Origin of the sequence: Aliamphritea ceti, from assembly GCF_024347215.1 — a bacterium.
Taxonomy (GTDB): domain Bacteria; phylum Pseudomonadota; class Gammaproteobacteria; order Pseudomonadales; family Balneatricaceae; genus Amphritea; species Amphritea ceti.
Genome location: NZ_AP025282.1, coordinates 364,852 through 385,735, shown reverse-complemented (window position 1 = coordinate 385,735; position 20,884 = coordinate 364,852). Strand labels below are relative to the sequence as shown.

General features: G+C 48.7%; 21 protein-coding genes. 7 read left to right on the top strand and 14 right to left on the bottom strand.

Annotation, left to right across the window (positions count from 1 at the left end; translation table 11 throughout):
• Positions 1–48: 48 nt before the first annotated feature.
• The 4 genes from OCU49_RS01665 to OCU49_RS01650 form a co-directional block, all read right to left on the bottom strand.
• Positions 49–2,271 carry an ATP-binding protein gene (locus tag OCU49_RS01665; protein WP_261843296.1) on the bottom strand — a complete coding sequence of 741 codons (2,223 nt, stop codon included), beginning with the start codon at positions 2,269–2,271 and terminating at the stop codon, positions 49–51.
• 25 nt (positions 2,272–2,296) lie between these two features.
• Complete coding sequence (locus tag OCU49_RS01660; protein WP_261843295.1) at positions 2,297–3,703, bottom strand: ABC transporter substrate-binding protein; 1,407 nt, start codon at positions 3,701–3,703, stop codon at positions 2,297–2,299.
• Positions 3,681–5,012, bottom strand: coding sequence for a diguanylate cyclase (locus tag OCU49_RS01655; protein WP_261843294.1), 1,332 nt, complete (start codon positions 5,010–5,012; stop codon positions 3,681–3,683). The genes OCU49_RS01660 and OCU49_RS01655 overlap by 23 nt, the downstream gene beginning before the upstream one ends.
• Positions 5,013–5,135: 123 nt before the next feature.
• Positions 5,136–5,882 (bottom strand): response regulator transcription factor, encoded by a 747-nt coding sequence (locus tag OCU49_RS01650; RefSeq protein ID WP_261843293.1) that lies wholly within the window; start codon positions 5,880–5,882, stop codon positions 5,136–5,138.
• Positions 5,883–6,191: 309 nt separating this feature from the next.
• Between OCU49_RS01650 and OCU49_RS01645 the strand changes: the two genes are divergently transcribed.
• Complete coding sequence (locus OCU49_RS01645) at positions 6,192–6,650, top strand: Lrp/AsnC family transcriptional regulator (protein ID WP_261843292.1); 459 nt, start codon at positions 6,192–6,194, stop codon at positions 6,648–6,650.
• 2 nt (positions 6,651–6,652) lie between these two features.
• On the opposite strand, the gene OCU49_RS01640 is transcribed toward OCU49_RS01645, so the two are convergent.
• Complete coding sequence (locus tag OCU49_RS01640; RefSeq protein WP_261843291.1) at positions 6,653–7,537, bottom strand: DMT family transporter; 885 nt, start codon at positions 7,535–7,537, stop codon at positions 6,653–6,655.
• 288 nt (positions 7,538–7,825) lie between these two features.
• Here OCU49_RS01640 and OCU49_RS01635 point away from each other — a divergent pair, with 288 nt between their 5' ends.
• Positions 7,826–8,581, top strand: a complete 756-nt coding sequence (locus tag OCU49_RS01635; RefSeq protein WP_261843290.1) for a transporter substrate-binding domain-containing protein — start codon at positions 7,826–7,828, stop codon at positions 8,579–8,581.
• A 12-nt stretch (positions 8,582–8,593) separates the two neighbouring features.
• Positions 8,594–9,409: an agmatinase gene (speB, locus tag OCU49_RS01630; protein ID WP_261843289.1), complete on the top strand. Its 816-nt coding sequence runs from the start codon at positions 8,594–8,596 to the stop codon at positions 9,407–9,409.
• A gap of 9 nt (positions 9,410–9,418) precedes the next feature.
• On the opposite strand, the gene OCU49_RS01625 is transcribed toward speB, so the two are convergent.
• Positions 9,419–9,859, bottom strand: a complete 441-nt coding sequence (locus tag OCU49_RS01625; RefSeq protein ID WP_261843288.1) for an Lrp/AsnC family transcriptional regulator — start codon at positions 9,857–9,859, stop codon at positions 9,419–9,421.
• A gap of 206 nt (positions 9,860–10,065) precedes the next feature.
• On the opposite strand from OCU49_RS01625, the gene OCU49_RS01620 reads away from it, so the two are divergent.
• Together OCU49_RS01620 and OCU49_RS01615 are read left to right on the top strand one after the other, a co-directional pair.
• On the top strand, positions 10,066–11,169 hold the full coding sequence (locus OCU49_RS01620) for a PfkB family carbohydrate kinase (RefSeq protein WP_261843287.1): 1,104 nt from the start codon (positions 10,066–10,068) through the stop codon (positions 11,167–11,169).
• 38 nt (positions 11,170–11,207) lie between these two features.
• On the top strand, positions 11,208–12,122 hold the full coding sequence (locus tag OCU49_RS01615; protein WP_261845295.1) for a pseudouridine-5'-phosphate glycosidase: 915 nt from the start codon (positions 11,208–11,210) through the stop codon (positions 12,120–12,122).
• A 41-nt stretch (positions 12,123–12,163) separates the two neighbouring features.
• On the opposite strand, the gene OCU49_RS01610 is transcribed toward OCU49_RS01615, so the two are convergent.
• From OCU49_RS01610 to OCU49_RS01600, 3 genes are all read right to left on the bottom strand, one after another.
• On the bottom strand, positions 12,164–13,024 hold the full coding sequence (locus tag OCU49_RS01610; protein ID WP_261843286.1) for a HalD/BesD family halogenase: 861 nt from the start codon (positions 13,022–13,024) through the stop codon (positions 12,164–12,166).
• Between the two features lie 38 nt (positions 13,025–13,062).
• Positions 13,063–13,692, bottom strand: a complete 630-nt coding sequence (locus OCU49_RS01605) for a TetR family transcriptional regulator (protein WP_261843285.1) — start codon at positions 13,690–13,692, stop codon at positions 13,063–13,065.
• A 171-nt stretch (positions 13,693–13,863) separates the two neighbouring features.
• A complete protein-coding gene (locus OCU49_RS01600; protein ID WP_261843284.1) occupies positions 13,864–15,291 on the bottom strand; it encodes an aldehyde dehydrogenase family protein in 1,428 nt (475 codons plus the stop codon).
• A gap of 291 nt (positions 15,292–15,582) precedes the next feature.
• Between OCU49_RS01600 and OCU49_RS01595 the strand changes: the two genes are divergently transcribed.
• Positions 15,583–15,879, top strand: a complete 297-nt coding sequence (locus OCU49_RS01595) for an MTH1187 family thiamine-binding protein (protein ID WP_261843283.1) — start codon at positions 15,583–15,585, stop codon at positions 15,877–15,879.
• An 88-nt stretch (positions 15,880–15,967) separates the two neighbouring features.
• Here the strand turns inward: OCU49_RS01595 and OCU49_RS01590 are convergent, their stop codons facing one another.
• The 5 genes from OCU49_RS01590 to OCU49_RS01570 form a co-directional block, all read right to left on the bottom strand.
• Positions 15,968–16,219 (bottom strand): hypothetical protein, encoded by a 252-nt coding sequence (locus OCU49_RS01590; protein ID WP_261843282.1) that lies wholly within the window; start codon positions 16,217–16,219, stop codon positions 15,968–15,970.
• A complete protein-coding gene (locus OCU49_RS01585; protein ID WP_261843281.1) occupies positions 16,186–16,794 on the bottom strand; it encodes a LysE family translocator in 609 nt (202 codons plus the stop codon). Before OCU49_RS01585 ends, OCU49_RS01590 begins: the two co-directional genes overlap by 34 nt.
• Positions 16,795–16,903: 109 nt before the next feature.
• Entirely contained in the window at positions 16,904–17,425 is a 522-nt protein-coding gene (locus OCU49_RS01580; RefSeq protein ID WP_261843280.1) for a DUF411 domain-containing protein, read from the bottom strand.
• A 42-nt stretch (positions 17,426–17,467) separates the two neighbouring features.
• Complete coding sequence (gene cueR, locus OCU49_RS01575; protein ID WP_261843279.1) at positions 17,468–17,863, bottom strand: Cu(I)-responsive transcriptional regulator; 396 nt, start codon at positions 17,861–17,863, stop codon at positions 17,468–17,470.
• Positions 17,864–17,981: 118 nt separating this feature from the next.
• The gene (locus OCU49_RS01570; RefSeq protein WP_261843278.1) at positions 17,982–18,344 is read right to left on the bottom strand and encodes a hypothetical protein; all 363 of its coding nucleotides are present in this window, start codon (positions 18,342–18,344) and stop codon (positions 17,982–17,984) included.
• A 199-nt stretch (positions 18,345–18,543) separates the two neighbouring features.
• Between OCU49_RS01570 and OCU49_RS01565 the strand changes: the two genes are divergently transcribed.
• Positions 18,544–20,838, top strand: coding sequence for a heavy metal translocating P-type ATPase (locus OCU49_RS01565; protein WP_261843277.1), 2,295 nt, complete (start codon positions 18,544–18,546; stop codon positions 20,836–20,838).
• Positions 20,839–20,884: the final 46 nt, after the last annotated feature.

Genomic DNA, 20,884 nt, shown 5'->3' with positions numbered 1-20,884 from the left:
AATCTAAGCTTACTAAATGACAGTAATACAGCCTGAATACAAGTCTGATCAGTCAGAAAAACTTGAACGTCTGTTCATACACTCGCTGATCTGTTCAAACTCAAAGTGCCAGAGCAACTTCTGCAGCGTCTCATACATATCGGCATCATGACTGCGAACAGCTTCGATCAGCTGTTGGCAGCGGGTAAAGTTCATTTGCTGTGCGGCTTGCAATAAATCCTGATGTAACTCAGCCGGGAGAGCTTCCAAACGTTCTACACTGATCTTTTCAGGCGGACTGATCGCCGTACCTGCTTCAAACCGTTCAAATACATATTCCAAACGCAGCAAACGGCCGACCAAAGACAGTAACTCAAACTCATTCACAGGCTTACGTAAAAAGGCATCTGCCCCGGCCTCTATAGCCACCCGTTCCTCATCCTTAAACGCACTGGCGGTTACCAAAATAACCTTGGGCACTTTCAAACGTGCATTAGCTGCTGCAGACTTAATCTGCTGCATAAGAGATATGCCATCCATCTCTGGCATACGTTTATCCATGAGTAACAGGTCCGGCTGCCAGCGGTTATATAGTTCCAGCGCATATGTCGCGCTGCCAACTTCCGCCAGTCGAAATCCCAGTGGCTGCAAGAAAGCTTTAAAGATATCCCGGTTGCTGGCAACATCATCCACGATCATGATTTTAGGCACAGCCTGCTCTGCTGCCAGAGCAACAGGCCGACGGTTATATTCACTCATCCGACGTTGCTGGTTATCCGCTATATGCACTGGCAGCTCTACAGAAAAACAACTGCCTTCGCCCAGGTGACTCTGCAGGCGCATTTCTCCTTCCAGTAATTCCAGATACTGGCAGCAAATAGCCAGGCCCAACCCGGTACCGCTACGACCATACTGGCTGCTTGACATAATGGACTGTTCGAAAGGTTCAAAGATTCGTTCCTGCTCCTCTGAACTAAGACCCACGCCGGTATCTACTACCTGAATAATCAGACGTCCGGTATCTTCCGTCAGTAACTGAAAGACAGTCCGAACAGTCACACCTCCCTGATGGGTAAACTTAATCGCATTACCAACCAGATTTACCAGTAGCTGACGCAACATACCTTCATCAGAAATAAGGAAGTCCGGCATCTGCGAGTCGTTTTCTACTTTAAACAGTAAGCGCTTGGAACGGGCTTTGTTAGCAAACATACTTTCCATATCGCCAATCACTTCACGGATGTTGAAGTAGGCAAGCTTGGGCTCTAAACGCCCAGCTTCGATCTTCGACATTTCCAGCACATCATTAATCAGTGTCAGCAGATGTGTGCCACCGCGGCTAATCGCATCAACCGATTCCCGTTGCTGAAAACTCAGACCTTTATCCCGCAATAATAACTGTGAATAACCCAGAATTGCGTTCATCGGAGTGCGGATTTCATGCGACATATTCGCCAGAAACACACTCTTAGCCTGATTAGCCGCTTCGGCATTTTCTTTCTCAGCCTCCAGCTCTCCGGTGCGTTGTTCGACTTCTTTTTCCAGCTTATCGCCGTAACTGCTTAGTTCATTAATCTTGCTCTTAATAGAGATCCGCATCAGATCGACACTGCGGGCCAGTTCTACAATTTCTCCGGACCCCTGTAGTACCACAGGATTATCCAGATCACCGGAGGTGATCCTGCTGGCAGCCTCGTGCAACACCATTAGCGGGCGCAAAAAGAAAGTCTTCAACAGGTAATACAGAGCCGTAATGCCAAGCAAAATACACAGGAAAAAGATAAACACTGAAATCATTAACGAATCCGCAAGCTTACTCTCCAGCTCAGCGGCTTCTTCTCCCATAAAGACAGTGCCCATGTAACTGCCATCTCTCCCAAACACAGGTATCAGAATGTAAATAACACCTTCTTTTAAAAGTGCTTTTTCCTTTAACAGATTCTGACCTAACGGAAAGATACCGGTAACAGTCACGCCTATCTGATTCACATCACTATGGGCAACCGCGACGCCCTGCTCGTCGAGCAATGAGACAAACTTTATCCCTTGTGCACGTCCCATCTGATATAGCTCTATACACCTGATTGTCTGAACCCGACGTATCCAGTCAAGATTGTCATTACTTTCCTGCAATAACTGCATTTCTCTGGGTAAATCCTGGGAGAAAGTCCGCGCATTATTCGTTGCTTCATTGAGGTAGGTGACACGCAGTTCATAGAGGTGAAGCCAGGTATTCAGCGCAAAGCTGGCAATAGTGATCAGCGCCACTCCCAGCAACAACTTTATTTTCAAAGAAAACCTTCCCAGCATCTGCACCTCAGCGATTACCCCGGCTGGAGCCTGACTGCATAATCTGCTCAACCCGGATTACCGCCTGATCCAGTGTCGGAGTGACTGGCGCACCAAAAAAAATCTCATTGAATGCCTGAGACGCCACCAGTCCGGCTTCCGGGAATTCCGGCAAACCATTTTGCATACGGTCGATATCACGTTGATCCATTAGCCAGCGACCGACGTTAATAAAACCGGGAGCATTAAGGTAATCATAGACGTCGGAGTACCAAAGTGACGCCCGCGCAGGTGCATCATCATCACGCAGCAACAGCGCAGTTTCTCTGGAAGAGGCCCATTGCAGAAAAAGCCAGGCCGCATCTTTATTTCTGGCATGGGCGTTAATCGCAAACGCCCAGGACCATAATGAAGTAGCTCTGGTCACCGGGCCACGGGGCATGGGTGCAGCATCCCACTTATCCCAAACAACTGACTTTTGCGGGCTATCCATTTCGGCAAACAGGTGCGAAGCAGCAATCACAGCCGCCAGCCTTCCCTGCTTAAACTGATCACGAATTTCGTAAGAATTTAACATCGGAGCCCCGGGCGGGCTGCCATACCCTGTCACCATATCCCGGTAAACCCGCAGTGCCTCTACAGCCTGCGGGCTATTAAAAACAGGTGTCAGTGAACCATCCAGCATTTCACCGCCATACGACCGAATAACCGGAATGACCGTCCAGGTATTTAAGCCAGCTCCGGCACGGGTACGGGATGCAAACGCATACATGTCATGGTAGCCATCTTCTTCAAGCGCCATCTGCAAGTCTGTCTTTAACCGCAACAGTTGTTCAAAAGTGTCCGGCACTTGCAATTCATAGCGTTGAAACAAATCTTTGCGATAGAAGAATACTGGCGCCGAAAAATCGAAAGGCAGGGATAACATTACTCCGTTAATGCTGCTCAGTTTAAGGCTACCCGGGGTAATATCGGCCTGGTCGTACCAACCGGTATCAGTCAGAGCTGGATTTTCAAGATAAGGCTGAAGCTCTTCGAGCCAGCCATTATGATAGGCCTCTCCTAAATAAGAGATGCCAATAGGCACAACATCATAAATACCAGCGCCAGTATTCAGATCAATTCTGCGAATATCCCGCATTCGCTCCTGATCTACCTGATGAAAGCCCACTTTAATGCCCGTCAGCTTTTCAAAATAGGGTAATTTTGTCTGCAACGCCTGAAATGCCGGCTGTGCATCGGCTAACACTGATAATGTAGTGCCGGAAAACTGTTGCCAGTTTATGTTTGCTTTCTGCCATGAAGAAACATTCAGCGCACCAACAGGTGTTGCCTGAACAGACAGAGGAAACCATGTCAGCAGCAGTAAAGCGGACAAACCAGGCAATAACAGGCGACACAAGCCCCAAACATTAATCATGTTCAGGTTGTACACAGTTACGGCCTCTTTGTTTGGCATTCAGCAAATGTCGGTCTGCCACCCGGATCAGGCGGTTATAGTCATCACCATCAGCAGGGTAAACCGAGACGCCAATACTGACGGTAATCTGCACTTCACCATTCTCCAGCTGCAAAGGCTTATCCGCGACCCGCTGACGAATCCGTTCGGCAACCTGCAACGCCTGCGAAAGAGACTCTTCAGGTAACATAACCACGAATTCTTCGCCGCCATAGCGAAAGGCCGAATCAATCGAGCGAATCTGCTCTTTCAGCACCGCTGCCAATGCACACAAGGCCAGGTCACCCGCCATATGACCATACTGATCATTCACCAATTTAAAATGATCAACATCAATAATCAGCAGAGCCAGCGAGTGCCCACGCCGTTGTGAACGAATCACCTCACTGCTGACACGGTCGGCAAGCTGTAAACGATTACGCAGGCCCGTAAGCGGATCATGATTCGCCAGATAATTTAGGTTTTGTTCGTTGCTTTTGCGGACAGAAATATCCGTACTGACCCAGGCATAGCGATCATCCGTTAAATTACCTGGCTCAATGCGGTAGCCCTTGGTCTGAATCCACTTTACGGAGCCATCAGATAAAACCAGCCGATAGTCCGGCAGACTGATCATATCCGGCAGTTCCCGAATCGTCCGCTCAATACACTGGCGGATAGTGCTGACATCACCACTGGCAAGACGACTCAGCCAGGTTAAAGGCTCAGCACGCAACTGCTCAGCACTGTCGCCCCATACCGACTCATAAGCCGGATTCACATAATGCATCTGCTGCCAGTCACCACTGACTATCCAATAAACGCTGTTAACCCTTTCGATTAAGCGATGAAAGAAGCCTTCCTGATTCTGCCAGGCAATATCCCGACACTCATTCAGTGAGCGATGCAACTGCTCCGTACGTTGCTTCAGATTAAGGTGAACCCTGACACGTGCGAGAATCTCTGCTTTGACATAAGGTTTACGAATAAAATCTACAGCGCCTATTTCTAATCCCTTAACAACTTCCTCGTTATCACATAAAGCACTGACAAAAATCACCGGTACCGCTTGTGTACAAGCGTCACTTTTCAGCCGTTGGCATAGTTCAAAACCGTCCATATCCGGCATTTTGCAATCCAGAACAATTAGATCAGGTAATGACTGCTTAATTTGCTTAAGTGCCATAGCAGCACTGATACTGACTCTGACGTCTAGTTCCAGCTCCGCCAGATCCTGACTTAATAAACGCAGGTCATCGTGGTTATCATCCACTACCAATACCTGATGCTTCTGCACTGCCTTCATAAAACCTTTATCCGATAAAAGGGGCGACTGTATTCCCTAAATAATTTTCCGCCTGCCGGCCCTATATAGATAAACCGCCAGACAGTTACCATTGCTGGCAACCATACATGGCGGTCAAGTATTTTAATGAAATGCAGGTTCCATCAACCCCTGCATGATCGCGGTTACCAATGCCTGTTCCCGCGTTTTAGCTTCCAGTTTGTTACGCACATTCGCCAGATGGAATTCAACCGTAACAGGTTTAATATTCAGCTGATCTGCAATCTGCACTGTCCTGTACCCCTGAGCTAATAAAGACAAACAGTCCAGCTCCCGGGCAGTCAGTTTTACCGTACCTTCAGCACCTCGCTTTGACGATTTTTTTGATACCCGTGAAGACTTAGGAGGCCCTGAGCTCTCTTCAAAGTTATCAATAATACCTTCCAGCTGCTGATTAATTTTCCGCAGTGACTGATTACGCTGTTCAAGCTCAGAATAAACCCGGCAAATATCCAGATGCACGGCAATCCGCGCTAACACTTCTGCGGGTTTCAACGGTTTAACTAAATAATCAACCGCACCCAGCTGCAAACCTCTGACAACATCTTCAGTTTCATTCACGGCACTCATGTAAATCACCGGAATATCAGCCGTTCGCTCATTGGCTTTTAATTGCCGGCATAATTCGAACCCATCCATGCCGGGCATTCTTACATCTAATAAAATTATATCTGCTAACTGAATTTCCAGTGCGGCAAACGCCTCACTGGCACTTAAAACTGGTCGAACCTGATAATTTTCAGCCTGCAACAACTGACTTAATAAACGCAGGTCATCAGGCGAGTCATCCACAACCAGAATTTCTTCCACACCACTTAACCGCATACGCATTGCAACCATTCATGTATACGCTGAACCCGGTGTACTGACCGGCATCCCTGAACGTCCAACGTCAGAAATCTCCATAACAACCAATGCCATCGCCGTTTAAAACAATTTTTCCTAAGTAAACACTAGAATTAATATAGGCAATAATCTACCTATGAATATCCATAGGCTATTGATCTATAAACTATATAGAACCCCTAAGCCTGAATCCTGACTGTATAAGTCGCATTAAAACTACCGTTTTGTGACCCTTGCCAGCGCCTCAGGAAATGCCCATAGTTAAGCTTCCAGATTTACAATCAGCAGCCACAAATGACCGACGCAATAAACCGTAAAATAATCGCAGCTCTTCAGGAAAACGCTCGTATTTCATATGCAGAATTGGGCAAACGGGTACACCTGTCAGCCCCGGCGGTGGCAGAAAGAATTCGAAAACTAGAACAAAGCGGAGTTATTACCGGTTACAGCCTGAAAGTAAATCTGGATAAGCTCGGCTATCCTATCGTGGCGCTGGTGCAATGCAAGGTATTCCGTACCAAAGAACGTCAGTTTAAAGCACTGGTACTGAGTTATGATGAGGTAATTGAGTGCCAGAACGTCACCGGCGAACAGGCATTTCTTATCAAACTGGCAGTTGCTTCAATGTCACATCTGGATGCCATTCTTGAAGCTTTTTGTGATCTGAGTGATACCAATACCATGATGGTACTGTCCACACCGGTCGAAAGACCTCTGCCCCAGACATTTTTTAACGCTGAGGCAGAGTCTTAATTTTAACTTTGTGCAGCCAGGCTCCGGTCACGTTTAACCGGCCACTGACTTACCAATATGCCCGCCAGCATCAGGCTACAGCCAATCAGCTCCTTCATACCAATCTGCTCACCCAGAAGCCACCAGCCACCCAGAACGGCAAACAACGCCTCCATCGATAAAATGAGTGCAGTCATACTGGCTGGCACTTTACGCTGCGCAATAATCTGCAGGGTACAGGCAATGCCACTGGAAGCTATACCGGCATACAGTAAAGGTAACCAGGCTGCCTGAAAATCACCCAACACAGGTGTTTCATAAATCAGCGCAGCACCTGTGGCCCAGATTGCAGCCACTATAAACTGAGTAATCGATAAACCAATTGCATCCACCTTACGGGATAACCAACCAATGGTAATCACATGCGCGGTCCAGAAAAAGGCACCTATCAGTTCCAGTAAATCACCATAACCAATCTTAAGATCTGGTCCAATCGACAGGTAATACAAACCGATGACTGCCAAAACGACGCCAATCCAGGTGTTTACGTTAGTTGTCTGACCCAGAAATATTCCGGCAATAGGCACCAGTACAATATACATACTGGTAATAAAACCCGCATTTCCAGCGGTGGTATATAACAGACCAATTTGCTGAAAACTGAACCCTGCGAACATAACGCTGCCCGCCAGAATACCACCGTATAAGAGCGTCTTACCTTGAGGTAGTCGCTGCTTTCCCATCAGAATCCACAGTGGAACCAGCGATACAGCCCCCAAAATAAAACGCGCTGCATTAAAACTGTGCGGCCCCAGATAATCCATGCCAGCACTTTGCGCCACAAAGGCAAAACCCCAGATTGCTGCCACGCTGACCAGCAATAAATGAGAAGGGCTGATAAAACTCATTGCTTTAACTCCGTATGAAACACACCAACTAACAGGCAGCTATTTTAGTCCTCACAACACCCGTAACTACAGCCATATGCTAACGAAGTAACGGCATAAAGCTTTAGTTAATAAAGAAATTAAGATTATTAGCTTACGATTCGTAAGTTAATGGCTTTTTATTCAAGCTCACCGGCGCTTCAACGGTTTTGTAAACTACTTCCGTCATTCTGCCGGTTTTTTCCGGCCAGACTGTCCCTGCAATATGGACGCCCGCACAAACTTTATAAAAATAATCAGGACGCACCTATGACAAACCGAATAAAAACTTTGCTTAGCCTGAGCGCTATACTGCTTAGCAGCTTCAGTTTAACCAGCCAGGCTGAAACTATACGTATCGCTATTGACGGTTCCTTTGCACCTTTTGCCATCGTCGATAACAGCGGTGTATTAAGCGGCTTTGACGTCGACATTGCTAATGCCCTCTGCCAACAGATGCAGGCAGACTGCAAAATAGTCTCGCAGCCCTGGGATGGCATGATCCCGGGATTACGGGTAAAAAAGTTCGATGCCATTATCTCTTCAATGTCGATTACCGAAGAACGCTCTAAAGTCGTCGACTTCAGCGAAAAATACTATTCCAATTCACTGGTTCTTCTCGGTGCAAAAGAGCGCCAGTTCGACACATCAGATGCAGGCCTGCAAGGCTTAACCATTGGTGCTTACCGGGCCACAGTTTCCAGCCAGTATCTGGAAGATAATTACAGTGGCGACGTAGATATTAAGCTCTATGACACTCAGGAAAATGCTTATCTGGATATGAAGTCCGGCCGGATTGATTTACTTGTTTCAGATAAATTTCCTGCTTATGACTGGTTACAATCCGCAGACGGTCAGGATTATGAATTTAAAGGTTCAGATATAGACATTCAGGACCAGATAGCCATTGCCGTTCGTAAAGGTTCTGCTCTCAAACAGGCTTTCAGCGACGCCATCAGCGCAATTGTTGCCAACGGTCAGTATGCAGAAATTAATCGCCGTTACTTCCCTTTCAGTATTTATTAACAGGTATTCACTATGACGTTTCAGGCGGTATCAGTGCTGGGAATCCCTCTCGACTTTAACTCTTCACACCTGACAGGTGCCGCTGAAGCGCCACCGATTATCCACAAAATACTGCATAACGGCTCAGCCAACCTAAGCAGTGAGAGCGGTGTTGATATAGGCAAAGACAACCGGCTCACAGACGCAGGCATGCTAACCTGGCCCGATCAGACCAGCGCCTTTCCCTGTATCCAGCAACGGGCTGCGGAGGTATATAGTGCCGGTCATAAGTTACTCAGCATTGGTGGCGACCACTCGATCACCTATCCGCTGGTTAAAGGCCTGCAGGAGCAACGGCAGCCGTTAACTATTCTACATTTTGATGCCCATCCAGATCTTTATGACGAACTGCTGGGTAATCGCCACTCCCATGCCTGCCCGTTTGCCCGCATTATGGAAGAGCAACTCGCAGACCGGCTGATACAGGTAGGTATCCGTACACTGAATGCCCATCAGCGGCAGCAAGCGGAAAAATTTGGTGTCGAAGTTCACGAAATGCGTCACTGGCAGGGAGCCCTCTCTCTGGATATAAAAGGACCTGTGTATATCTCAATTGATCTGGATGCGCTGGATCCGGCTTTTGCCCCGGGTGTCTCACATCATGAGCCTGGCGGGCTGACAGTCCGGGAAGTATTAACAATTCTGCAACAGCTGGATGCCCCGGTTATAGGCGCTGATATTGTGGAATACAATCCTTCACGGGATATAAATGATATGACGGCGATGGTGTGCGCAAAGCTTTATAAGGAACTCGCAGCTCTGCTGCTTAAAGACTGCCAGCAAAGCTAAACGCCTTGGTTATAAAGCGCGGCGAAAAAATTCACGCAGAATGATTCCCGACTCAGTGCGCTCAACACCTTTGAGCGCGCTGATCTTTTCAATCACCGCGTCCAGTTCAGCCGAATCATGAGCACGTATTTCTAACATCAGATCAATACTGCCACTGACGGTTTCACAGCAATACACCTGTGGAATGCTTTCCAGAATACCTATAACAGCCGCCTGGAACGGCGCCAATACACTCACAGACACCCGGCTGAAAAACTGGGGCCGCGGTAATAGCTGAGCATTCAGACGTACTCCATAGCCTTCAATAACGCCCTTTTCCTCCAGCCGACGTATACGTTCCTGAACTGTCGAACGGGCCAGATTAACAGCCCGGGCAATTTCCGCCGTCGGCATACGTGCATTTTGCTGTAACAACGCCAGAATATGCTGATCTTTAGTATCTAAATTCAAAACATCTATCCTTAACAAATCTGCAACTAAGCATCTCCCGACTTATCCACAAATGCAATCCGTAGTTATACATCCGCATCAGGGAAGGCACATGCTTGCATAACAACTCCGAAGAAATGCTTCGTACATGCAGTATCACAGCAGTTGACTCTTCACGCTTAACACCTAAAATAGACAAACTTCAATTTACAGACAAAAATCCAGAAATGACAAATCGCGAACGTCAGTTGCTGCAATTACTACAAGCCAATCCGCTGATCAGCCAACAGGAACTGGCGGACTCTCTCAGTATCAGCCGTTCTGCTGTCGCTACCCATCTGACTAATCTAACCGCCAAAGGGGCTATCAAAGGCCGGGGCTATATCCTCAATGAACGCCGTTACTCGGTCGTTATTGGCGGTGCCAATATGGATATTCTTGGTACCCCTAATCAGGCCTTAACCCCAGGCAGCTCAACTCCAGGAACAGTCAGCTACAGTCCTGGTGGTGTTGGTCGTAACATTGCTGAAAACCTTGCCCGTCTGGGGGAAGACTGCTATTTGATCGCACCGGTAGGTGACGACCACAGTGGCCGGCAGCTCACCGAATTAAGCAGCCTTGCTGGTATCGATACCAGCCAGATGGTGACGATTCCTGGCCATGCAACTTCCAGCTATTTATCGCTGGTCGATGAACAGGGTGAAATGCAGCAAGCGATTGCCGACATGGCGATTCTGGATGCATTCGGGCCAGACTATCTGCGTAAACAACTGGGCTTACTGGCCCGGGCAGAATTGCTGGTACTGGATACCAACCTGAAGAACAGTACCCTGGAATGCCTGTTTGATCAGTTACCGGAGCAACGCTTCTTTGTGGATTGCGTTTCCAGTGCCAAGGCACCTAAAATCCAGCCATTTCTGTCCCGTATCCATACATTGAAACCAAATCTGGCAGAAGCAGCGGCAATATCCGGTATACATCTCGATTCTGAAAACCTGTCCGAGCCAGCCCTTAAAGAGCTGGCAGGCTGGTTCCATCAGCAAGGTGTCGAACGTTTATTTATCAGCCTTGGCAGTGAAGGTCTGTATTACAGCCACCTGAACGGCGAGGCTTTCCGCTGCCAGCAAACCAGCCAAACAGTTATCAACAGCAACGGCGCGGGAGATGCTCTGATGGCAGCCCTCTGCCATGGCTGGCTACAGCAAATGTCTGCCCGCCAAACCTGTCGCTTCGCGCTGGCTGCTGCCAGTCTGGCACTGGCCAGCCAATCCACTATTAATCCGGAGATGTCACGTCTGAACGTGAAGCAGCTCCTGTCCGAATCTAATTAAATTAGCCGAGAATAAACATGTCAGCATCATCCGCTAACCTGAAACAGTATCTGGATATTCATCCGGATGTCGCCGTTGCACTGGCAGCCGGGCAACCTGTCGTCGCGCTGGAATCCACCATTATTTCCCATGGCATGCCCTATCCACAGAACGTAGAAACCGCCTTAAAAGTAGAACAGGCGATCCGTGAAAACGGCGCATTACCTGCCACTATAGCCATCATCAAAGGTCGTCTGAAAGTTGGCCTGAGTGAAGATGAAATTACCTATCTGGGTAAAACCGGTAAAGCCGTCATCAAAACCAGCCGCCGGGATATTCCGTTTATCGTTGCTCAGGAACTGGACGGGGCAACAACTGTTGCCTCCACTATGATCATTGCAGCAATGGCCGGTGTTCGGGTATTCGCAACCGGCGGTATCGGTGGCGTTCACCGCGGTGCTGAAACCACAATGGACGTATCTGCCGATCTTCAGGAGCTGGCCAACACCTCTATGGCGGTTGTCTGTGCCGGCGCTAAATCTATTCTGGATATAGGCCTGACGCTGGAATATCTGGAAACCCACGGCGTACCTGTTATTGGCTACCAGACCAAAACTATGCCGGCGTTCTATACCCGTAACAGCCCGTTTGGGGTGGATTATCAGCTGGATAACCCAACGGTTATTGCCAAAGCGTTACAGGCTAAATGGCAGCTGGGGCTGGAAGGCGGCGTCGTTGTTGCCAACCCAATTCCTGAAGCCCACGCACTGGATCAGGATATGATTGACGGTGTGATTGAAAACGCCCTGCGGGAAATGGACGAGCAAGGTGTCAGCGGCAAAGAAAGCACGCCTTTCCTGCTGTCCCGGGTTGCTGAAGTAACTGAAGGCAAAAGTCTGGCAGCAAACATTCAGCTGGTACTGAATAACGCCCGTCTGGCAGCTAAAATTGCAGCTGAATACTGCAAACTGTAAGCGGTGCTAAATCTGTAGGGTTACTGCTATGACGCCTCACTTCAGTCCAGTAACCCGTCAGCTCTGACCCGATTACGCTCATTTTCATAATGAGCGTCAGTCACTTTTCCGTAAAGGTCTTTCACCCGATACAAACTGCCAATCACACCTGGCTTTTCAGTGAATGACATAATCAAAAGTAAGCGATCATCATCCCCCGTATTTTCAGTTACTTGATGCAGAGAAAAACGCCCCAGAAAAAACTGCAAATCACCGGCATTCAGCTCTAACCGGGTAATCCGGCTGCGATCACCATCGAGTACCTTTTTCACCTCATCGTAGCATTCATCTTCAGAGGTCCGTAAGTTCGCCACATATTCAAAATGCCCGCCGGTAACCGCTGGCTTTAGCAACATGGTGATGGTGAACTCATTAGTATCGTAGTGCCAGTTGAACTGCTGGCCAGGCTTCCCTAGATTCACAATCATGTTAGAAACCGGGTCGTCGTAAATAAACAGTTCTTTCTTCCCCAGACAGTCAGCCAAAAAGCGAGTCAGTGGTTCCCAGTGATACAAAATCCGGGCGGCGGTATCTTCAGTGAGTAAGTCCGCCGTAATAAAACCATTGGTGCGAGGCAAAAACACATTACGGGGGTGCTCTTCCGATAATTCAGGATCACCGTCACCAAGATAGACGTTACAGGCCTTTTTCTCCGAATAATAAGCCTGATCTTTTCGCTCCTGTGCTTCATTAAGCATGTCCCGCAAGCCGGTTTCACTGAGGAAGTTTTTAACCACCGCACAGCCGTCCTTAGCCAGATCCTTCTGAATTTTTTCAATCAGTGCAGCTCGCTCCGGCCTGTCCGTATCAGCTATGGGGTAACGCTGATGATCAATAATCTGTTGTGCGGTTAATGCAGACATTTTCTCACCTTTGCTGTTAGTTGAGATTTACTGTTGTTTTACTGCAAACATCCAGAAATAAAGACATCACACATTTGGGTCGCTTCTTCCGGGGTCATATCATCTTTGCCAGTCGCCAGGCTATTCCACAAGCCATCTATCAAAATAAACAATCCCCTGGCTGCAGCTGCCGGACTAACAGCTAAGTTCTGTTCATCTCCTAATGCTATGAACAAAAGCCGAACCGTATCGTTAAACTGTTCTGTAGAGTCCTGAATCGGCTCCAGATATAAAGGCGTAAATCGACAGGCATTCGTGAAAGCCTGCCAGGCTGCCGCCATCTCCCAGCTATACACCGGCGCCTGAAAACTGCTATGAGCAATGCCGCGGATTCGCTCGGTTAACGGTAAGCTCTGATCGGCAGCTATATTTTCTTTAAGCGTCTGCGCTTCATCAAACAGCCCTTGCAAGGCGGCAATCAACAAGGCGTCTTTACTGACAAAGTAATGAGATATCAGTCCACGGGAAGCACCGGCTTCGCTGCAAATCCGCGCCACTGTAGCCCCTTCAATGCCATATCTGGCAACCGTCACTAATGCTGCTCGCAGCAAGCTCTTTTCCCGTATTGCACGAGTTTCTGCCTTGGTCATTGGTTTAGTGACAGCATCAGGCACAGCTACGGCAGTCATGACAATTCCTTACTGATCATTTTTTAAGCAAACTGCCACAATAATATTGGACGCTCAACAAACTTTTTCTGAGTGCTGTAATCGATAAACTCGATACAACTACAAAAACAATAAGTTACAGACAAAAAAATACCCCGCCGAAGCGAGGTATGTTTACCAAACAGGCTTAAATCAGCCCTGCCAGTCAGTGATATGTTTGATCTCAAGGAAGTCTTCCAGACCCCAGATACCACCTTCACGGCCGTTACCAGACTGCTTATAACCACCAAATGGTGAAGCGCCTGCTGAATCAATACCGTTCACCCGTACCATACCGCTGCGCAGCTTACGGGCTACACGTTTAGCTTTTTCCGGATCCTGAGTCTGTACATAGTTAGTCAGACCATAATCCGTATCGTTAGCGATACGAATTGCTTCTTCTTCAGTATCAAATGGAATCATAGTTAATACCGGGCCAAATACTTCTTCCCGGGCAATCCGCATCTCGTTATTCACGTCCGCAAAAATAGTCGGCTTAACGAAATAGCCCTGCTCCAGCCCTTCCGGCTTACCTGTACCACCGGCAATCAGGCGTGCACCTTCATCAATACCAACCTGAATCAGCTCCTGAATCTTGTTGTACTGCATTTCACTAACCACAGGACCAATGTGCTTACCCGCTAAAGTAGGATCGGCAATTTCAGTCGCACCAGCTGCTGCTATTGCATCTGCCACTGCCTGATCATAAACAGATCGCTCCACCAGCATACGTGTCGGTGCATTACAGGACTGTCCGGTGTTATTGAAACAATGGAAAGTACCGCGCTTTACCGCTTTATCATCAGCATCCGCAAAAACGATATTTGCGCCCTTACCACCCAGCTCAAGTGTTACCCGCTTGACGGTATCCGCCGCGGCTTTACTGATCAGCGCACCGGCTCTTGTAGAGCCAGTGAACGACAGCATATCCACATCAGGATGGCTGGAAAGCTGGCTGCCAACACCTACGCCGTCACCATTGACCATGTTAAACACACCGGCAGGAAAACCCGCAGCATCGACAATTTCAGCAAATACAATGGAAGATAAAGGCGCTACTTCAGAAGGTTTCAGTACCACAGTACAGCCAACAGCAAGTGCTGGGATAACCTTCAGCGTGACCTGATTCATTGGCCAGTTCCACGGTGTAATCATGCCGCAAACACCGATAGGCTCATGGATCAGCTGTTCGTTACTACCCAGTGATTTTTCAAACTCAAAGCTTTCAAAGGCTTCAATAAAACCTTCAATATGCGAACTGCCAGAACCGGCTTGCGCACGGGTCGCCAGATCAATCGGCGCACCCATTTCCATAGAAATAGCCGCTGCCATATCGTCGTTACGTTTTTCATATTCACGCAGCAACGCCTTGATTAAATTCAAACGCTCTTCTTTAGGGGTTTCAGACCAGCTGTTAAATGCCTGACGCGCTGCTGCAACCGCCGCATCAGTATCTGCCTGGCTACCCAGTGAAATAACCGCACAGGCCTCAGCTGTGGCCGGATTAATTACTTCACAATCATTCACCTGGCTCGGTGCCACCCAGGCACCATTGATGTAAAAATCGCGTTTCTGCAACATGGCTGATACTCCTATCGGGGTGTTGACCTGTCTTCCAGGGGCCCCACTTTTAATAATGATTGCGTCAGATCATAGAGAAGCAACTTGTAACAAACAAGCAAAAAACGCAAAATATTACGTTATATAGACCTAATAATTTCAACAAATAGACATTTTGAAGAAAATATTAATCACCCTAAAATTAATCTGTTTGCTCGTCTATGACTGCGCATTAGACTAAATAGGGTGATTTTCTGTCCTTACCCGGCAGTGCTATTATGCCCGGTATCACTGAATTTGAGAGGAATTAACATGTTCGTAATCATGGATATCATGGTATCTCCGGGTGGCGTTGGCATATCCGTTTCACCTTACGTCGCGCACTGCCAGAAAATTTTTCAGGAAGCCGGCCTGAGCCATCAGATGCATAGCTATGGCACCAACGTTGAAGGCGAATGGGATGACGTACTGGCTGCGGTAAAACGTTGCCACGAAGACCTGCATGAAATGGGCGCTGTACGTATCACCAGCCACATGAAGCTGGGTACCCGTACCGACAAAGCTCAGACAATTCAGGACAAGATCGACAGCGTAAACGAGAAAATGTAAACGCCTGTCGCGTCCTGTTATACGGCAGGTGGCAGCAGCTCTATCGCGTCACCTGTTGTTCAATAAGATATTAAACTCTGCTAAAACCTTACTTCTGCTGTGAATCAGATTCTTCTGACGGCTCTTCTTCCGGCTTATAAAAGAAATAATCCTTTACGCCATAAAATATACTACCCAGTCCAATCACCGCAATAATCAGCATATTTTGCTTATCATTCAGTTCCGGCAACAGCCCTGAGCCGTCACCAAAATATCCATATCCCGCCAGAACCAACAGAAAGATACCAATAGTGACATTCTTGATACTTACTTGCTTGATGTCAGAGCTAATCCAAAACATACAAATACCCCTCCGCTTACTTTATTAATTATTTCACTGCCCTTAGGCGTACGTAGTTTATCACGGGCCAGATTAGCAGCTGCCGCATAGCCACAGTGTATGACTACCACCAAAGCGCTAAAAGTCAGCGCCAGTAACGCAAACTGAGGTACATAGGCCGCTGCCGGGTCAATGAATTGCGGAAACAGAGATAAAAAGAACACTATAGGTTTAGGATTCAGTGCAGTTATCCCCAGCCCCTCAAAAAATCTAACGCGTACTGAACTGCGTCGCCCGACCGATAGATCCGCCGCCTGACCGGCACTGCGCCACAGTTTTATCCCCAGATAAATAAGATAAGCGGCCCCTAAATACTTAAGCACGCTAAATGCCAGTGCAGATGTGGTCAGCAGTAAACCCAGCCCCGCCGCGGAAATAACGGCGATCAGTAACATCCCCAGTGCGACACCCGCCACACCCGGCAAGGCACCTCTGAAATCATACTGCAGCGCATTTTTCAGCGTCAGTACGATACCAGGTCCGGGGCTGGCGATGACTGCCGCGGCAATCAGAATAAACAGCAGATAGTTATCCATGCGTTATAGTAACCCGACCATATGAAAATCAGTTCAGGCCATGATACGCCGCCTGTGAGCCAGGCGACAACCATGTAAATTGCAGGTGTTTAATCAGCACTCATGCTGATCAGTAGCCAGCATATTCGCTGAAGACAGATACTTCGCCCTCAGTATTTGCCGCATACACTTTAAAATCATGCTTAGGTGCGCCCGGCATATCCATACCAGGTGTACCGGATGGCATGCCAGGTACGCTCAGCAAGCGGATATCATTGTCTGCTGCCAGCAAACGCTTAATATCCTGTGCAGGCACATGCCCTTCAATCAGCTTACCGTTTACCGTGGCGGTATGACAGGAAGCCATCTGCTGAGGCACGCCAAAAGCACGCTTAACGGTATTCATTTCAGAATCCGTAACTTCCTTCACTGCAAAATTATGTTCCCGCAAATGTGCCACCCAGGCCTTACAGCAGCCACAGGTAGTACTGCGATACACAGTAATCGGATAGGCCGTATTATCCTCGCTGACCTGCCAGACAGGATCCGCCGCCTGCGCTACGCCAACAAAAAAACCAGCAAAAGAAACACTCAAAAAGATACTTACTAACAACTGGGCAGCACGCTGGCTCGCCCGGGAAAAATTTTTCATCATCACTCCAGATCAGGTATGCAAAGCACACCAGATAATCTGTTACTGGGAGCGACCACTAAGCTGATCAATAATCGGGCAGTCTGTCGACTCGTCACCCTGGCACTGTTCAACAATCGGCAATAAAGCTGCCCGCATTGCTTCCAGCGCTTCAATCTGTTCAGTGATCTGTTGTATATGCTCCAGCGCCTTACTTTTTACCTGGGCACTGGTGCGGTTGGGATCCTGAGCCAGACGCAGCAAATCACGGCCTTCTTCCAGCGAAAACCCAAGACTGCGCGTACGCTTGATGAACTTCAGCTCATCAATATGCACCGGCGAATAGGTCCGGTAACCGTTATCCGAACGTTCCGCAGGCGCAACTATCCCCTGCTGTTCGTAATAACGAATAGTTTTAGCACTGAGTCCGGTGGCCGCTGCGGCCTGAGAGATGTTCATACGTCAGTATCCACAAACAAGAAGTTAACAGGTCGGGATCTTTGTTTTTTATAACTCCGGCGATACCGCGTCATAATCAGTCACAAAGATCTCAGATTCCAGATCTCAGGTTTAAGATCTAGGCATGGACCTGTCTTGGAGGATGATAGATAGGTTCAGCAAACTGAAACTGATAATTTTCCTGATAATCCATCTGCACGATGCCGGCGCTGAGCAACAGAGTAACTGCGTTTCCCCCGATCTGCGGCGAGCAATTCATGCTCAGCGTACAGATGCTTTCACAGTAACCCTCATCAGCAGCATCATGCTCACAGGAAGCTCCACAAGATGCCATATCCATCACCATGCCACTCTTTGCGGGCATAGCAGCAGATACCGGCTGAATTGCCGCCAACCACTGCCCCGTCAGGAAGATCAGTGTCAGCAGAATCAACAGCCAGTGGCGTCGTGATACGAGCCTGTTGTGTATGGATTCAATCATTAAAATCAGTTTTCAGTTACGTGTTCAGTCATATAGTTTCATTTATAGATTCGTCGCTTACGGCGGGAAAATCAAGGCTAAATTGAGTCATACATCTTTGTTTTGACACAGATCGCTATCTGCCTTGACCTTCCCCCAGGGGGAAGCTTTACACTCCCTGAGAATAGATTTCATGCGCATTAATTTTCGGAGCATCAACATGGCTACCACCCTTATTCTGGAAGGTGTCCGTTGTGCCGGCTGTGTCGGTAAAATTGAACGGGGGCTGGCAGAAACCCCTGGTGTTAACGACGCCAGGGTTAACTTTCCCCAACGCCGTCTGCGAGTAGAAGGCGATATCAGTGAAATCGCTCTGATCAGTGCTGTCGAAGAAATAGGCTTTGGTGCCAAGGTTGATCAGAACAGTCCTGAATACCGCGCTCAGTTGCAGCAGCAGGAAGCCCGCACTTACCGTTTACGATTACGCAGCGCTGCGCTGGCATTAAGCCTCGGCCTGCCGCTGATGCTGATTGGCTGGTTAACCGACAGCATGAATATCAGCAATTCACAGGATCAGCTCATCTGGGGAGCCGTTGGCCTGCTCACGCTGGCAGTACTGGCCTTTCCTGGCAGACATTTTTTTACCGGCGGCTGGAAAGCACTGCAGCACCGCAGTGCCACTATGGATTCGCTGGTTGCCTTAGGCACCGGCAGCGCCTGGCTGTATTCAATGGCCGTCGTGCTGTTTCCGGATCTGTTTCCGGACGGCTCCCGCCACGTTTACTTTGAAGCCTCGGCAATGATTATCGGCCTGATCAACCTGGGTAACGCCATTGAAATGCGCGGCCAGCGGCAAACTTCCAGCGCAGTCGAAAAGCTGCTTAATCTGCAACCTAAGCAGGTACGGGTAGTGCGAAACGGCACCACTGAAGATATTGCCCTTGAAGATGTACAAGTAGGCGATCAGATCCAGCTTCGCCCCGGTGAACAAATTCCGGTAGATGCCCGGGTAATCGAAGGCCAGAGCCTGGTCGATGAGTCTATGCTCAGTGGCGAACCCGTGCCTGTGAGTAAAACTTCAGGCGCGCAGGTGATTGCCGGCACCCTGAACCAAATCGGCAGCCTGATCATAGAAGCTGAAAAAGTCGGCGCTGATACGGTTATCAGTAAGATCATCGACATGGTACAGCAGGCACAGGCCAGCAAACCTGCTATCGCCCGACTGGCCGACAGCGTTGCTGCAGTCTTCGTCCCTGTGGTATTAGTCTTCAGCGCGCTGACAGCCGTCGCCTGGTATCTGTTCGGCCCTGAACCACAGTTGACCTATATGTTGATCACAGCCACGACTGTGCTGGTCATCGCCTGTCCCTGTGCTTTAGGCCTGGCAACACCTATGGCCGTCATGCGGGGCATCGCCAAGGCTGCCGACTATGGCATCCTTATCCGTAATGCAGAAACGCTACAAAGCGCTGCGGGAATCGATACTGTATTGCTGGATAAAACGGGCACGCTCACAGAGGGCAAGCCAACCGTCACAGCAGTAGGACTTACTCAAACAGCTGGCACAAACATCAGCAAAACTGAACTGCTGCAACTTGCTGCCGCACTGGAACAACATTCAGAACATCCACTGGCAGCAGCTATCTGTCAGGCCAGTGACGCAGAACAGAATGCAGCCAAAAACATCTCTTCAGAACAAAATGCTTCTGAAAACGGTTCTTCTGAGCAAAGCTCTTCTGAAAAGCTTATTGTGGACAACTTCAATGCAATTGTTGGTCGGGGTGTAGAGGGTCAGGTGGATAACCGTCAGTTGCATCTGGGTAATCAGGCTTTCATGCAAAGCTTGTCGATAACCGCAGCAGAAACAGATGCACTTACCGCAGGTATGGATAGCGCCCAGACGCCGGTCTTCCTGGCAATCAATGCACAACTGGCTGGCGTCATCAGCATCAGCGATCCAATCCGCTCAGACAGCCTTGCTGCAGTTCAGCGTCTGCAAAGCAAAGGCCTGCAAGTCATCATGCTCACCGGCGACAACCCACACACAGCGGAAGCAGTGGCAAGTGCCCTGAAACTTGATGGCTTTCACGCAAGCTTACTGCCTGGCGATAAAGCCGATCAGGTTAAAGCATTACAGGCTCAGGGGCGTAAAGTTGCTATGGCCGGTGACGGCATTAACGATGCACCGGCACTGGCTCGGGCAGACGTTGGCCTAGCTATCGGGCAGGGCACGGATATAGCAATTGAAAGTGCTGATATGGTACTGCTACACAACTCGGTGCAGAGCATTGCTGATGCTGTGGATATCTCCCGTGCAACGCTGCGCAATATCAAACAGAACCTGTTTGCGGCCTTTCTGTACAACACCCTGGGCATTCCGGTTGCTGCCGGTGTGCTCTTCCCGTTCACAGGTATTCTGCTCAGCCCGGTATTCGCCGGTGCAGCGATGGCGCTGTCGTCTATCAGTGTGATCAGTAATGCCAACAGGCTCAGGTTTTATAAGCCAGAGCACTAACTGCAAATCAGGTAAGAGGGGTACACTCATGTAACCCTCTCTTTTT

Excerpts from the sequence above, each read along its gene's own strand:
- OCU49_RS01655 (WP_261843294.1), bottom strand. The coding sequence starts at position 5,012 with ATGAAGGCAGTGCAGAAGCATCAGGTATTGGTAGTGGATGATAACCAC.
- OCU49_RS01650 (WP_261843293.1), bottom strand. The coding sequence starts at position 5,882 with ATGCGTATGCGGTTAAGTGGTGTGGAAGAAATTCTGGTTGTGGATGAC.
- OCU49_RS01645 (WP_261843292.1), top strand. The coding sequence starts at position 6,192 with ATGACCGACGCAATAAACCGTAAAATAATCGCAGCTCTTCAGGAAAAC.
- OCU49_RS01640 (WP_261843291.1), bottom strand. The coding sequence starts at position 7,537 with ATGAGTTTTATCAGCCCTTCTCATTTATTGCTGGTCAGCGTGGCAGCA.
- OCU49_RS01635 (WP_261843290.1), top strand. The coding sequence starts at position 7,826 with ATGACAAACCGAATAAAAACTTTGCTTAGCCTGAGCGCTATACTGCTT.
- speB (WP_261843289.1), top strand. The coding sequence starts at position 8,594 with ATGACGTTTCAGGCGGTATCAGTGCTGGGAATCCCTCTCGACTTTAAC.
- OCU49_RS01620 (WP_261843287.1), top strand. The coding sequence starts at position 10,066 with ATGACAAATCGCGAACGTCAGTTGCTGCAATTACTACAAGCCAATCCG.
- OCU49_RS01610 (WP_261843286.1), bottom strand. The coding sequence starts at position 13,024 with ATGTCTGCATTAACCGCACAACAGATTATTGATCATCAGCGTTACCCC.
- OCU49_RS01605 (WP_261843285.1), bottom strand. The coding sequence starts at position 13,692 with ATGACTGCCGTAGCTGTGCCTGATGCTGTCACTAAACCAATGACCAAG.
- OCU49_RS01600 (WP_261843284.1), bottom strand. The coding sequence starts at position 15,291 with ATGTTGCAGAAACGCGATTTTTACATCAATGGTGCCTGGGTGGCACCG.
- OCU49_RS01595 (WP_261843283.1), top strand. The coding sequence starts at position 15,583 with ATGTTCGTAATCATGGATATCATGGTATCTCCGGGTGGCGTTGGCATA.
- OCU49_RS01590 (WP_261843282.1), bottom strand. The coding sequence starts at position 16,219 with ATGTTTTGGATTAGCTCTGACATCAAGCAAGTAAGTATCAAGAATGTC.
- OCU49_RS01585 (WP_261843281.1), bottom strand. The coding sequence starts at position 16,794 with ATGGATAACTATCTGCTGTTTATTCTGATTGCCGCGGCAGTCATCGCC.
- OCU49_RS01580 (WP_261843280.1), bottom strand. The coding sequence starts at position 17,425 with ATGAAAAATTTTTCCCGGGCGAGCCAGCGTGCTGCCCAGTTGTTAGTA.
- cueR (WP_261843279.1), bottom strand. The coding sequence starts at position 17,863 with ATGAACATCTCTCAGGCCGCAGCGGCCACCGGACTCAGTGCTAAAACT.
- OCU49_RS01570 (WP_261843278.1), bottom strand. The coding sequence starts at position 18,344 with ATGATTGAATCCATACACAACAGGCTCGTATCACGACGCCACTGGCTG.
- OCU49_RS01565 (WP_261843277.1), top strand. The coding sequence starts at position 18,544 with ATGGCTACCACCCTTATTCTGGAAGGTGTCCGTTGTGCCGGCTGTGTC.